Source organism: Paenibacillus terrae HPL-003 (assembly GCF_000235585.1).
Taxonomy (GTDB): domain Bacteria; phylum Bacillota; class Bacilli; order Paenibacillales; family Paenibacillaceae; genus Paenibacillus; species Paenibacillus terrae_B.
Genome location: NC_016641.1, coordinates 1,710,547 through 1,724,706, shown reverse-complemented (window position 1 = coordinate 1,724,706; position 14,160 = coordinate 1,710,547). Strand labels below are relative to the sequence as shown.

The window sequence follows — 14,160 nt, the reverse complement described above, 5'->3', positions numbered from 1 at the left end:
CATGGAAGGAGGTGGCAGGATGGCCGCTACAACCGGGCAATTTCCCAAACGCAAGCCGCTCTGGCTTCGATGGTTTCAGGGGCTGCTGTCACTCACCATTCTGACGGTCATCGCTGCCTGCATTCTGCTCGCCTACTTATATACCACCAGTCTCCCGCTCGCGGATACGGACCGGAATTCGCGTCTGCTCGATAGCCAGGGCCAAGTCATTGCCACCTTCTCTGCCGGAGGCAAGGAATCCATTCCTGTCCAGCTGGATCAAATCTCACCCGATCTGATTGCAGCTACGCTGGCTGTGGAAGACCGGAAGTTTTACGATCATTTTGGCTTTGATTTCAAAGGCTTGGGCAGGGCCGTGCTTGTCAATCTGACTCATTGGGATATGTCGCAAGGAGCCAGCACACTGACTCAGCAGCTTGCACGCAATTTGTATCTATCTCATGAGAAAACATGGACACGTAAGGCCAAGGAGGCCATCTATACCGCGCAGCTTGAAATGAAGTACACCAAGAACGAGCTGCTGCAAATGTATTTGAACGAAATCTATTATGGTCACGGTGCCTACGGCATTGAAGCAGCTTCGCAGATGTATTTCGGTAAATCCGCAAAAGATCTGGATTTGGCTGAAAGCGCCCTGCTGGCAGGTATTCCGAAGGGACCTACCTATTATTCGCCGTATAATCATATGAAAAACGCAAAGGATCGGCAAAAAATTGTGTTGGACTCCTTGGCGCTCACTGGCAAAATTACTCCAGCCCAAGCTACCAAGGCCTATGAGGAAATGCTTGCCCTGCGGCCCGAGAGCCAGCGCCGGACGGTAGAAACAGCCCCCTGGTTCCGCGACTACATCCGCCAGCTTGCAACGAATCAGCTGGGAATTAGTGAAAGTGTGCTGGAGCATGGCGGGCTAAGCATTTATACCACGCTGGACATGCACATGCAGCAAGCAGCCGAGGCGGCTGTAGACGAGGGCATGAAGAACAGCAACGGACTGGAGACGGCGTTAATCTCCATTGACCCGCGCAACGGGTATGTGAAGGCCATGGTTGGCGGGACCAACTATGTCGGCAATCAGTATAATCATGCGCTTGCCACCACCCGGCAGCCCGGCTCATCCTTTAAGCCGATTATGTATCTGAGCGCACTGGATTCTGGCGAATTGACAAGTACGTCCAAGTTCGAAAGCCGACCGACGTTGTTCCACTATGACAACAACCGTAAAACCTACAAGCCCAAAAATTTTGGAGACAAATATTTGGGCGAAATCGATCTGCGGCGCGCGATTGCAGCGTCCGATAATATTTATGCTGTAAGCACCATGCTCAAGGTGGGGACAGACAGGGTCATGGACCTCGCCCGCAAAATGGGCATTACGAGCGAGCTAAAGCCCGTGCCTTCCCTCGCGCTGGGCGTATCGCCCGTCAGCCCGTTCGAGATGGCCTCGGCCTTCTCGGTCATCGGCAGCGGCGGGCAAAAGGTCGCTCCGGTGGCGGTGCTGCGCATCACCGATGCGGCCGGGCGGTCGCTCTACGAAGCACCGCAGACCGCTCCGGTGCAGGTGGTGAAGCCCGCCTCCGCCTACGTCCTCACACGCCTGATGGAAGGCGTGTTCGAGGAAGGCGGCACCGGCAACCGGGTCGCGAAGCTGATCAAGCGCCCGGTTGCCGGCAAGAGCGGCACGACCAACACCGATGCGTGGATGGTTGGCTTCACACCCGAGCTGTCCACCGCCGTCTGGGTCGGCTATGACAAGGGCAAGGCCATCAGCACGCAGGATGCCCGGCGGGCGGCACCGATTTTTGCGCAATATACGGAAAAAGCGCTGGAGAATGTGCCGCCCAAGATCTTCCCCATCCCTGACGGCGTAGTCAGCGCCTATATTGATCCGGCCAGTGGCAAGCTGGCCGCGCCGGACAGTCCAGACAAACGGCTTGAAGTATTCGTCAGCGGCACGGAGCCAAAGGAGACCTTGTCTGGACAAAATAACCCACCAGCAGCGACACAGACAGACCAAGCGGAGCAGCAGGCAGAGAAGAAATCGTGGTGGAGCAATTTCAAGCGATGGTGGATGGAGTAGCAGCAAAAAAGACTGAAGGAACGCCATAAGCGCTTCTCTCAGTCTTTTTACTTCATTTTATTTACTCATATATCCCATGTATCTCTCCTGGCACGATTAGCCGCATCTTCCCGGTTTAGTACGCTTCTTCCCAAAAGGCGTGCTTACCAGAAGCAGCTAAATGCCTCGATACGGTTGGTGTCTATACCAAAATAAGTCCAAAAACGACCATTCCACCGGAACCCCGCTACGGATGTTCTGCCCACAAAGACAGGGTACAGCCAGAAGCGCTCACCATTCGTCAGCCATATAAATGTGTTGCGGAACAAGCAGCCGGAGATGGCTAAAGGATCAATAGCATGGGCCGTGACCAGTGGTCTCGGTGGCGTAAATTGCGGCGGCGGGGCAGTTGGTGCCTGAGCTTGTAGTCCCGGGCCCGGAGCGCCTATCAGCCCTGGCGGCGGCGAGAATGGACCCGGCCCTGGTGGTGGGCCAAAAGGCGGCTGTGGCACAAGGCCCCCTCCCCCTGGTGGTGGGCCAATCGGTGACGGGAACGAGCCCTGTGTACCAGGAAATTGTGGGATCGATGGACCTGATGGTGTAAGTGGACCCGGAGTGCCCGGTTGTGAAGGCACTTGTGGCAGTAAAGACATGCGTTTCACTCCTTGTGTTCTAGGCTGATGTATCCTATGCGGGACATTAGCCCGTGGACTGGGCGAATCCCCATACCGTCACCGAATTCCGCTATTTCGTCCCTTTATATCCATAATTATTATATCCTGTCTCCATTACTCCCAGATCAGCGCCACCAAATCAGCTCTGGACTTCCCTCTCTCACTGATGATTTATGGAAGGCGAAACTGGTGGTGTACATGTACAGGTGAACCCGCTGATGTGAGCGGTCGCCTTAATGCGGAGCCCATCTGATTCAGGCGTGATCGGTGAATTCAAGCAGCTCGCTGACGGTAACGAACCGATACCCTTCTGCAGCAAGCTCTTCCACCAGTACCCGGACAGCCTCGACCGTCTGGGATCGTTCGCCATACCCGTCATGGAACAAAAATATGCTGCCAGGCGCAACAGTCAACCTCGTATGCTCCAAAATAAAATCGACGCCAGGCTGCTCCCAATCCTTTGCCTCCCCGTTCACGGCACCGATTGCTGAATATCCGAGCTCCGCTGCAAGCGAAAGAATGTCGGCATTAACGCCAAAAAATGGAGGTCTGAAGCACAACGCGCCCTTCCCCGTCACCCGCTGTATCCCCTCTTCCGTCCGCTGCAATTCAGCCCGCGCATCATCCAGCGTTAGCTTGGTCAAATCAGGATGAGAATAGGTATGATTGGCAATCTCGTGACCGGCACCATGAACTTCGGCTGCGATGTCCTCGAACGCCTCCATCTCCTGACCGATCATGAAAAACGTAGCTCTGCCACCCGCTTGGCGGAAGATATCCAGCAGTTGTTGCGTATATAACGGATGCGGACCATCGTCAAACGTAAAGGCGACGGCCTTCTCCCGGGTTGGAACCTTATGCACCATTGATAATTTGACCATCAGCAATTCTCCTCCCCTTAATGACTAAAGCAACCTCTTACGTTCCTTATCCTAATGCTACTCTTAATTGCCACTTATCCTTCATCGCAGCGACAGCCAGCCGTTCTGACTGCCTTTATCCTTTGACAGCGCCCGCAATCATACTCTTCTGCACCTGCTTATTAAGCAGCAAATAGATCACAATCGTCGGGATGGTCGTAATCATGAGCCCTGCTCCGATAATTCCCCACTGTGTAATGTAAGTTCCGACCATAGACATCATCCCCACCGTTAGTGTCTGATAGGATGCCTTATTAATAAATGTCACCGCAAACATCAGCTCGTTCCAGCAGGAAAGGAATGTAAATATCGCCACCGTGGACAAGGCAGGACGAACAAGCGGCAATACAATGAAGAAGAACGTTTTGTAGATCCCGCATCCGTCGATGACCGCGGCTTCCTCCAGCTCACGTGGAATTCCGTTGAAAAAGCTTCCAAGGATGAACACCGCCATGGGAATGCCAAACGCAACATAAGGAATAATCAATGCCCAATAGGTGTTCAGCAAGCCCAGATTCTTAAGTACCATAAAGAGGGGCAGCAAAGCTGCGTGAATCGGTACCATCATCCCCAGAAGAATTGTCGTCATCGTTAAACCGCTGAGCTTCCATTTCATTCTCGTGATGGCATATCCCGTCATGGAGGAGAGGATCAACACCAGGATAATGGACACAGCAGTTACCAGCACGCTATTAAAAAAATAAGTTAATACATGACCATCAGATAATGCCTTGGTATAGTTGCTCCAGAGAAATTTTTGGGGAAGTCCTGCCACATCGCCGCTGAATATCTCACTATTATCCTTCAGTGAGAAGAATGTCAGCCAGATGAGAGGATAAATCTGCGTGATCGCCACTATGATTAAAAACCCTTGTAACAATATTTTTCCAATATATTTCGTAAAGTTCCGTTTTTTTTGCAACACTACTTGCATCGTACTCACCTCGATCACCCCCTATTCAGTCTTGAAGTATTTATTGATGATAACTGTGAATACTAGACACTCCAGAATAATGAAGACGGATATCGCACTTCCGTAGCCATACCTGTAGGTATCGAAAATGGTCGTGTACATCAGGGTGCTCGGTACCTCGGTGGTGAAGAATGGACCGCCGTTCGTCAATACATAGATCAGATCGAATACCTTGAAGGCACCGATGACGGAGAAGATGAGACATACCTTGAGAATGGGCCTCATTAGCGGGAGGGTGATGGAGAAGACTGTCCGAATGCGGGAAGCTCCATCAATTTTGGCTGCTTCGATAATATCATTTGAAATCGACTTCGCACCGGCATACATCAGCAGCATATGATAACCGACATACTGCCACAGGGTCGGAATAAACGAAGCCACCAGCGCCGTATGCTTCTGTCCAAGCCAGTCCTGGGCCAAATGGGACAGACCTATGCTCTCAAGCAAAGAGTTCAAGAGGCCATAATCCGCGTTATAGATCTTAGACCACAACTGCGCGATCACCACGGTTGAAATCAGAACCGGAATGAAATATACCGTACGGTAAAACCCTTCTCCCTTGACATTAGACGCCAATATCAGGGCAAGCAGAAGCGACAAGGGCAATTGGATGAAAATCGAAGCTGCTGCAAACAGCAGCGAATTTTTGATAGAGTTCAATACGCGTGGGTCATTGAACATTTCGGCATAATTGTTCAATCCGACAAACGTTCCTTTGCCTACACCATTCCAGTCCAGCAAGCTGTAATAGCTGGAGACGAAGATCGGAACTAATACAATGCCACAAAATATAAGGAGAGTAGGCAGGACAAATATGGTAATGGCTGTTTTATTCGAAAATACAGAATTCATCATCGGTCTCCTTTCAAAAATGTGGCCAGGGATTACTCCTGACCACATCCTGTTTGGGTGTATGTTTTGATCAGAGACTCAATTCCGTCGGCTTCAGCTGAGCCATTTGCTTGCAGAATTCCTCTGGAGTAATATCGCCTGCCAAAAGCTGCGCAATCAGGTTTTTGTGTGCTTCTGCCGAATCGGCCGGAAGAATATTATCCCACCACGCAATAAACGAGGTCGCCGTTTTCATGATGTTTGCGCTGGATTGATCCAGTGTGGAAAGCCCTGAGGTGTCAAGCCCATCTGTATTCCAGCTAGGAAGCCCTGCCCCCGCCAGAAACCCCTTCGTGCCAAGCTGCTCGCTTAAGTACATGAGGAATTCAACAGCTTCCTTCGGATGCTTTGTGTTGCTGCTGACATAGAAGCCGTCGACCGCGCCACCGAATATTTCGGTATTCTTGCCCTTGCCGTCCTCAAATATTGGGAAGGGAATGACTTTCACCTTTCCTTTGACTGCCGAGGAAGGGTCTTCGATCCCGGCGTTCACCCAGTTGGCCTGGAACATCATGGCCCCCTTCCCTGCATTGAACGCACCAAGCATTTCATCATAGCTCATGCTGAACATACTGCTGTTGAAAGCGCCTGCCTTAGCCAGTTGCTGCATTTTAGTGGCTGCCGCGACGAAGTCGGGCGAATCCCATTTGGCAGAGTCCTTGAACGCCTCTAGTACTGCGGCATTTCCTGCTTGGCGCATCGCAATAATGTCATACCAATACATGCCTGGCCAGCGATCCTTTTCGCCGATAAGAGCCGGAGTAATCCCCGCTGTCTTTAGTTTCTCCACCGCATCAAGCAGCTCTGAGTAGGTCGTCGGGATTTTTGCGCCCGCTTTATCGAACAGCTCGGTATTGACATAAAGATTGGCGATATGTGTGTAAACAGGCAGTGTATAAATTTTACCGTCCGTCTCGATGGCTTCCGACATGCCTGGGGCCATTTTTGCCTTGATGTCATTTTTCAAGTAGCTGGTAATTTCAAGAACATTTCCAGATTTAATATATGGCTGCATAAAACTTCCCCCACCCATGCCGTAAAAAATATCGGGTGCTTCGCCTGCGGCAATGGATGTCTTAATCTTGGTTTTATATTGCTCACCGGTCGTACCTGTCCGTTCAACCTGGATATCGGGATGCTCGCTGTTCCACTTCTCAATGATTTGCGGCAATAATTTAGCTGACGGGTCCGTATTGCCTACTGACTGATCCCACAGCGTCAATTTTATAGAACCGCTTCCTTCCTGCTGCGTCGCTTCCGATGAACCAGATGAACATGCGGTTATGCTGCCAGTGAGACCCAGTGCCAGTATAATGACCATCGTATTTTTTAATAGCGCTTTCATTTTTTTGTCCCCCCCAATCTTTTTGGCTGCTTCTAGGACTTATTTTATGGGAAGAACACCCTTATCTCCATTCAAAAAACGTGCATCCGCTTTCAAAATTCAAACATCTTCCCGACCATCATTTACTTTGTCTGTACTCATTCATGGACCTGCCCATGGTTTTTTTGAACAAGACACTGAAATAGTGCGGGTCCGTGATCCCTACCTGCTCACCGATCTCGTATCCCTTTAAATCGGTCTGCTTCAGTAAGGCTTCCGCCCTCTTCATGCGTATATTCGTAAGATGCTCCACAAAGGTCTGACCCGTCTCCTTCTTCATCAGCCGTCCCAAATGGCCTGGACTGACGAAGAAGACCGCAGCAGTGCTCGCCAATCCCACACCTGGATCGCTCAAGTTGTGCTCAAGATACTCCTTCACCTGGCTGATCAGGTTGCCTTCCTTGGTCTGGTTTTTCGAATGAATGGCCCCCGACACATATCGGACATAGCTCTCCAATGTTCTCATTAATTCTGGCAGATGATCTGCGGTGAGAATGGAGACCAGCATTTCTTTATCGAATACGTGTTCATTCTCCATCTGCTGTTCCATCGCCGCACGCTGGCATTCGGTAATCACATCCATCGCCGCCATCCGAAACTGCAACACACTGGAGAACGACACGTCAAAGATTCGACTCAGCATTTGAGTTGCGCGTTCAGAGGAACCGACACTGATGTAAAATTGCAGGTGCTGAAGAAGCTCTGCATTGGACCGATACGTCTGTTCTCTGTGATCCACAATATCCTCGAAGCAGACCACTTGATTTTTTCCAACGAAGGCCTGATATTGAAGCGCACGACATGCTTCCTGATAGCCTAGATGCGCTTCTTGTATATCCTTATGCTTGCGCCCGACACCGATGCTTACCAAGCATTTGTGGGAATGAATCAGATCGGTCTTGAGCCCTTCACAATCGCTTACCAGATTGACAGCCTGGCTCCATGAAATGATCACAACCTGGTCTCGAGTGTCCGTCAGAATAATGACTTGAGAATCCTCCTGATAGAACGCTTTTATTTTATTACTGCATTCCATTCGTAGTAGGATAAGTTGTTCCTCCGTCTGCTTCGCCGTTGTCGAGAAAATCTCGATCACGGCTATTTGATACGCCTTTACACCAAGGTGCAGGGGTATTTTGAAATATTCGAGTTTTTCATGAATTTCTTCCTGTGATAGAGCACCGTTTAACCATTGGTTCAGGAATTTTTCCCGAATATATGGAAAATTTCGTTCCAGCACCGCCTTCAGCTTCTCCATTTCCTTATCACGCGTACGCTCCTCATCAATCATACCTTTCAGCTTATCGGTTACTGCTAACAGCTCCGAAGGACGAATCGGCTTTAATATAAAGTCGGCAATGCCAATTTTGATACTCTGACGCGCATATTCGAACTCATCATGGCCCGTAACGACCACGATTTTAATATCTGGGTGCTTTTCCAATACCATACCGCTAAACTCAATTCCGTCGATTGTCGGCATGCAAATATCCGTAAAAATAACATCCGGTCTCTGCTGCTCCACCAGATCAAGTGCCTCGTGTGCATTGGAGGCTTCGCCTACGATCACCATGCCCTGCGTTTCCCAGTCAATGCGCATTCGCAGCAGATTCCGGATCAGATATTCATCATCCACGATCAAAACCTTTAATTTTCCCATAAAGCATCTACTCCATTCGGTATCATCAAAGTTACCGTCGTTCCCTTCCCCGGCTGACTTTCAATGTTTACTCCAGCGTCATCTCCATAAAAAATACGCCAACGCTCCATGGTGCCCCATAGGCCGAAGCTCTTGATTTGGCCTTTTCGCTCCGTATACAGAATTTGCGAAATCTCTTTCTCCGACATGCCCACACCATCATCAGCGATGGATATCCTCAGCACATCATCCTCCGTCTTTCGCACGCTGACCCATATCGTTCCCTTGGTTCCTTTGGGTCGAATGCCATGATACAGCGAATTTTCCACCAAGGGCTGCAGTACAAGCTTTGGAATCGGGGACTGGCAGCAATCCTCGTCCACATCGAACTGAACCTCAAAGACATCCTGGTAGCGTGTCATCTGAATTATCAGATAATTTCGAACAATTTCAATTTCTTCGCCAACCGTGATAACTTCGCGTCCCTTGCTGACACTCATGCGATAATAGTTCCCCAAGGCCTCAAGCAGATCACAAACCTGAGCATTTAATCCAGAAAGGGCTAACGAGGTAATGGAGTCAAGCGTGTTATATAAAAAGTGTGGTTTGATTTGAGCTTGCAACGTATTCAGCTCCGCCCTACGAATCGTATTCTGCTCCTCGATAGTTCGCTTCAGCATCTGGTCAATTTGTTCGATCATGTCGTTGTAGCCAATAAACAGCTTTTCAAATTCATAGCTATTCAGTTCCACATTCACTTTCCTGAGGTTGCCGCTTGGGGCCTTGTTCATGGATCGCAAAAGCTTATGGATCGGTTTGATAATACTGCGTGAGATAATGAATGAACTCACAAAGAAAACGATTCCATTGATCACAAGTAAAAGCAACGCTAACAGCACAAGCGACTTGTTTTTGGAATCCATACTGTTGTTTTGGTCTATACTTATGAATTTCCAAGGATAGTCTCGGACTGCGAGATAGGACACCGTATATTTCTGTGAACCGGAGTTCAAGGCAAAAAATCCTGAGTTGCTTTTCTGAAATTGCTGCTCCAGTGCATCCCGGTGGGTTGTCAGCAGGTGCTGAAAGGCTGTGTCGCCTTGAGCTTCTGTGGAATGGTCCACAATGATCTGATTATTCTCATCCAGAATGGCAATTTGAAACGAGTTTTGATTCAGGAGATTGGAATACGCTTGTTCAAGGGAGCCTACCTTAATGTTCATGACCAAGACCCCGAGCTGGGAGGTGTTGTCGATATCTCGAATCAATCGAATGAAAGAAACGAAATTCTCATGGGTACTTCCCTCCGAAAAGGCTCCACTGCCATTCAGCTTCAGAATATACTTTCCTTTATTGAGCACAGCCTGCTCATACCATGGAGCGTCCTCTACATTGGCTTCCTTAAAAGTCGGCAATTCCTGCGTTCCGACGGAAAAACGATGGCCCGAATTGTCGAAAATGTACACGGAATCAATGATTGGAACCGCTTGCATTAAATTGTACAAATAAGCGCTGACCTTGGACTGGGTCTGCAGGTTGGCATATACATCCCCTTGCCTTAGCAGATTTTGCAGATTATGATCTGAGAAGATCATTTTGGAATAGTTGTTTACATTCTCAATCATTAGATCGACGTTGGTCTGGATGGAGCTGATCGTCTGCAAGGAGGCCTCATTGATCTTCTTCTGCGCGGAGTCCGCAGCGATTTGATTCAGGACCAAGTAGCTGAACACCACTGTAAGCAGGATAATTAAGAAGTAGGCGAATGGTATGGTAAAGGATAATTTCTTCGGCTTGCTGTGAATAAAGGCTATCAAGCTTTTTATTTGCTGTAGCATCACCGTATGACCCTCCGCTTATCATGTTGAAGTCCATATTCTATATTCTATCATTATAGCCGTTGTCCGAATTCAATCTCAACGAGCCTTTTGGGAAGGTGAATTAAATTAGTTGTATACGCAATAAAGACCACCCCATAGGATGGTCTCAGCGAACAGGTATACAGGCAAAAGAGTCGAGGGAATCCAAGTTAGTCGGTCATGCTTGGATAGGGCGCATTGGAAATGAGCTCCTGATTGTCTACGTCGGTTACTTCATGTCTCGCCAGCTTCGAATGTGGTTCTCCCAGATATATTTGTACTTTCCGACAATATCTCTCGCTGTTTTGGGCTTTTGCCCGGTTAATACTTCAATGGCGTCGGATTTAACGTTCAAAAGTCCTTCCTTAATGCTGGCATCTGTCGTCATGAGATCTTCGCCGCAAAAAGGAACCGGAGAGCGGGAGAAATCCCCCGTAATTTCTCTGGGAATATGCAGCTTTTCGAGATATTTATAGTATTGCTCCGCATCAACGGGAATGTACTCCATATCCTCGCCGGAAACTTCCTGTATGAGATTGCACAGATCTCTTACAGAAACAGACTCTGATCCAACAATATCATAGGCCCTGTTGTCCTCGGCCTTTCCCAGCAGGGCCGCAGCCGCTGCTCTTGCACAATCATCCTTGTGCACCAAAGTGGCTCTGCCCTCTCCGGCGGTGCTTAACCATTTATGGTCCGACATGAGCGCCAGCATGGTATACATCGTTAAATAGTTTTCCAAATACAAGTTATTTCTCATAGCATTATAGGCAATGCCTGTTGACTTTAAATACTGCTCAGTAGCGGTATGATCCGGGGTGACATAGACATGTGCGTAATCCGGGTCCGTTGCACCGATAAATGAACTGTAAGTAATGTGCGAGATTCCTGCTCTGATCGCCGTATCAATCGCATTGCGGTGCTGCTGCACCCTTTTGCCGACCTCAAGGCCAGAGACGATATAGATTCGGTCCCCATCCTTGAAAGCCCGTACCATAGATGGAATATCATCATAATTGATTTCAAAGATACTTACACCTGCCTGTTCCCATCGCTGCAACGCATCTTTGGGAATTCTTTCTTTGTTCATGCATGTGAAGGTTAGCTCGCGACCCCCTACTTCGGCCAGAACGGTTTCCGCTATCCGACTTGCCAATTGACCATCCACACCAGTGACGATATAACGCATGCGTAGTCCTTCTTCCTTAGTGATTATATTCACAAGAGAACATATCACAGGTTGACGCCAGCGTGAAATCACCTTATTTTATGAGTAATAAATAAATTTCATATAAAGGATGCTTCGAATGAACATTCAACAACTGAAATGCTTTGTTTCTCTTGCGGAGACGCTTAATTTTTCGACAACGGCCGATAAGTTGCATTTGACGCAACCTGCAGTGAGCCACAACATCAAGAGCCTGGAGCATGAGTTGGGCATTGTGTTGCTTGTTCGAAACAAAAGGTCGGTTAAACTGACTGTAGCGGGCGAGAGCTTTTACGACGATATTGAAGGACTGCTGTTCCGTTTGGACCAATCCATTTTGAAATCCAAACGCCTTTCGGAACAATACGAAAGTACCCTGGTCATCGGCTATACGGAGACGATCTTTGAGAAGAAGGTTTTACCTGACGTTATCAAGCGCTTTAAGGAGAGATACCCCAAGATTCAAATTCAGCTTAGAAAATCCAACCTGACCAGAGAGAAAGAGGATTTATTGAATCAAAAATTCGATATTATATTTACAACGGAAGATAATTTGGGCAAGGACAGCCATTTTTGCTTCTATCCCGTATATAAAGGCTCATATGTCTGCGTGTTGCCCCATAATCACCCTCTTGCGAACGAAAGCGAATTAACAATCGAACAATTAGACCATCAATTTCTCATTTTTTTCGACGAGCACCAATCTCCCCCAACGCTTAAAAAATTACAAAGGAGCATTGCCGAGCACTGCCCAGCTTCCATGTATACCTACGGAGATAGCGTAAATACGATACATACCATGATCAAAAGCGACCTAGGTATTTCGGTACTTCCTAACTTCGTGATTGTGCAGGATCAGGAGATTACGTTCGTTCCTTTAAGCCCCTTGGAAGAAGTGGTATACGGCATTGCCTGCCTGCGTAGCGAAGAGCGGTTGGAGGTCAAACAATGGATCTCGATATTAAAACAATTATTCTCTTAAACATTAACCATTCAGCCCTATGCATACAGTCGTCCTTGGTGACACCAGTATCGACATTTCTGGCCCAAGCATTATATCTATCCACTATAAACTAGTCGACGTAATGTCATGATCAATCAGCGTCCCCCCTAGCTCAGTGTAACCGATCCAGTCTATTGTTCGATCCAAACTGCCGACTACTTTTCAAGCAGTGGTTGTATAATGGGGTCCCTATGCGCCTAACGCATCACCTTGATTAGCGCACATACTTCTTCTTCACCGTATCCTGCATCCAAAGCCTTTTTAAAGAGACCTTGGGCAAATACGGGGAATTCATTATTCATCCCTGCTTCACGAGCCTGTTCCATGAGAAGATCCACGGTAACCATACTCATATTCACAGAACTCTGTGGCTTATCGTAAGCACCGCTCTGAATTAACTCACTCTCATACTTTATTACCCCGCCAATAACGGGAGATATCTGGGCAATCATCGCCCCAAAGGTATCCACACGAAGATCATCTGATTCAAGAATACGTGCAGCGTGGAAAAAACCGAGATACGAACCAAATAGATACGAAAGAAATGCTAAGTCAGTCGTAGAAGCTGCGCTAACCTGCCCTCCCAAGTACAATACATTTCCAGCCAAGCTTTTAAGTAGCGGCTCACACTTCTGAAATGCAGCAGGAGAACCGGATGAAAAAATCGTAGCTTCTGGCTGTCCCATCTGGGTAGGAGAAGCTACTATAGCTCCGTCTATATATTCAGCATGGTGCTTTTGAGTCCACGCTTCGTAATCTCGGGCCTGCTGTGGGCTTCCAGTGCTTAACTGGATGAGAATCCGTCCTGCCATATCCACTTTCACTTCGTCCGTGTCCAGAATATCATACGAAGCTGCATAATCAGATACACAGATAATGGACACTGCGCTCGCGCTTATTGCTGCTGCATTAGGGGCCAAAACCGCGCCTGCCTTCACAATCAGTTCAGCCTTCTCACTTGTCCGATTCCATACCGTAACTCTATAACCACTTTGAAGTAACGATTGAGCGATTGCAACGCCCATAGAGCCTAAACCTATTACAGATACGCTGTTCATATTATTCACATTCTCCATTCTCTTTTCTTTACGTTTCCAGATTCACTGGAATCAGATGTAGTAAATGAATGTCTTTAGAATCAATCATAGAGGCAAACGTTTGGAAAGCAGGCACAGATTTGAGCTTTTCCATCGCCGCCACTGCCATTTGCATATCAGACCAATATACAATGTCTGTCCATTGTGTTTCGTCAGAGGTATGCAGCAGTTGACGCTCTTTAAATCCCGGCAATTGGGTTTGTAATGCATCACTCAATTCAGCCGCAGCTTTATGAAAAGAGTCCTTATCTGTCCCCTCCTTTAGCTTGAATAAGACCAACTCCATGACATATTGCTCATTCTTCATCTTAAAACTCCCCTCATCCTCTTCATTCAAAAAACATCATCACACCTTATATCACAGTCATTTAATGTGAAATAGGTTTGACTCACTGTTATTCCAGATGTGTGTACCTTGACTTCGAGGTTAAGCATACGTAATAATAGTGCCAACTAC

The 14,160-nt window shown here is 48.0% G+C and carries 12 protein-coding genes; 2 read left to right on the top strand and 10 right to left on the bottom strand.

Annotation, left to right across the window (positions count from 1 at the left end; all coding sequences use genetic code 11):
* Window positions 1–19 precede the first annotated feature (19 nt).
* A complete protein-coding gene (locus HPL003_RS07920) occupies window positions 20–2,077 on the top strand; it encodes a transglycosylase domain-containing protein (RefSeq protein WP_014279114.1) in 2,058 nt (685 codons plus the stop codon).
* A 143-nt stretch (window positions 2,078–2,220) separates the two neighbouring features.
* Here the strand turns inward: HPL003_RS07920 and HPL003_RS27375 are convergent, their stop codons facing one another.
* From HPL003_RS27375 to HPL003_RS07880, 8 genes are all read right to left on the bottom strand, one after another.
* Window positions 2,221–2,709: a transporter gene (locus HPL003_RS27375; protein ID WP_081473699.1), complete on the bottom strand. Its 489-nt coding sequence runs from the start codon at window positions 2,707–2,709 to the stop codon at window positions 2,221–2,223.
* A 275-nt stretch (window positions 2,710–2,984) separates the two neighbouring features.
* Window positions 2,985–3,611: a polysaccharide deacetylase family protein gene (locus tag HPL003_RS07910; RefSeq protein WP_014279112.1), complete on the bottom strand. Its 627-nt coding sequence runs from the start codon at window positions 3,609–3,611 to the stop codon at window positions 2,985–2,987.
* A 115-nt stretch (window positions 3,612–3,726) separates the two neighbouring features.
* A complete protein-coding gene (locus HPL003_RS07905) occupies window positions 3,727–4,584 on the bottom strand; it encodes a carbohydrate ABC transporter permease (protein ID WP_043922591.1) in 858 nt (285 codons plus the stop codon).
* Window positions 4,585–4,605: 21 nt separating this feature from the next.
* Window positions 4,606–5,475 carry a carbohydrate ABC transporter permease gene (locus HPL003_RS07900; protein WP_014279110.1) on the bottom strand — a complete coding sequence of 290 codons (870 nt, stop codon included), beginning with the start codon at window positions 5,473–5,475 and terminating at the stop codon, window positions 4,606–4,608.
* Window positions 5,476–5,545: 70 nt separating this feature from the next.
* On the bottom strand, window positions 5,546–6,859 hold the full coding sequence (locus HPL003_RS07895) for an extracellular solute-binding protein (protein WP_014279109.1): 1,314 nt from the start codon (window positions 6,857–6,859) through the stop codon (window positions 5,546–5,548).
* 118 nt (window positions 6,860–6,977) lie between these two features.
* Entirely contained in the window at window positions 6,978–8,558 is a 1,581-nt protein-coding gene (locus tag HPL003_RS07890; protein WP_014279108.1) for a response regulator, read from the bottom strand.
* The gene (locus HPL003_RS07885) at window positions 8,546–10,375 is read right to left on the bottom strand and encodes a sensor histidine kinase (protein ID WP_014279107.1); all 1,830 of its coding nucleotides are present in this window, start codon (window positions 10,373–10,375) and stop codon (window positions 8,546–8,548) included. The genes HPL003_RS07890 and HPL003_RS07885 overlap by 13 nt, the downstream gene beginning before the upstream one ends.
* A 250-nt stretch (window positions 10,376–10,625) precedes the next feature.
* Entirely contained in the window at window positions 10,626–11,585 is a 960-nt protein-coding gene (locus tag HPL003_RS07880) for an NmrA family NAD(P)-binding protein (RefSeq protein WP_014279106.1), read from the bottom strand.
* Window positions 11,586–11,703: 118 nt separating this feature from the next.
* Between HPL003_RS07880 and HPL003_RS07875 the strand changes: the two genes are divergently transcribed.
* Window positions 11,704–12,585 (top strand): LysR family transcriptional regulator, encoded by an 882-nt coding sequence (locus tag HPL003_RS07875; RefSeq protein WP_014279105.1) that lies wholly within the window; start codon window positions 11,704–11,706, stop codon window positions 12,583–12,585.
* 218 nt (window positions 12,586–12,803) lie between these two features.
* Here the strand turns inward: HPL003_RS07875 and HPL003_RS07870 are convergent, their stop codons facing one another.
* Both HPL003_RS07870 and HPL003_RS07865 read right to left on the bottom strand, forming a co-directional pair.
* Complete coding sequence (locus tag HPL003_RS07870; protein WP_014279104.1) at window positions 12,804–13,664, bottom strand: NAD(P)-dependent oxidoreductase; 861 nt, start codon at window positions 13,662–13,664, stop codon at window positions 12,804–12,806.
* A gap of 28 nt (window positions 13,665–13,692) precedes the next feature.
* Window positions 13,693–14,010 carry a hypothetical protein gene (locus tag HPL003_RS07865; protein ID WP_014279103.1) on the bottom strand — a complete coding sequence of 106 codons (318 nt, stop codon included), beginning with the start codon at window positions 14,008–14,010 and terminating at the stop codon, window positions 13,693–13,695.
* Window positions 14,011–14,160 lie beyond the last annotated feature (150 nt).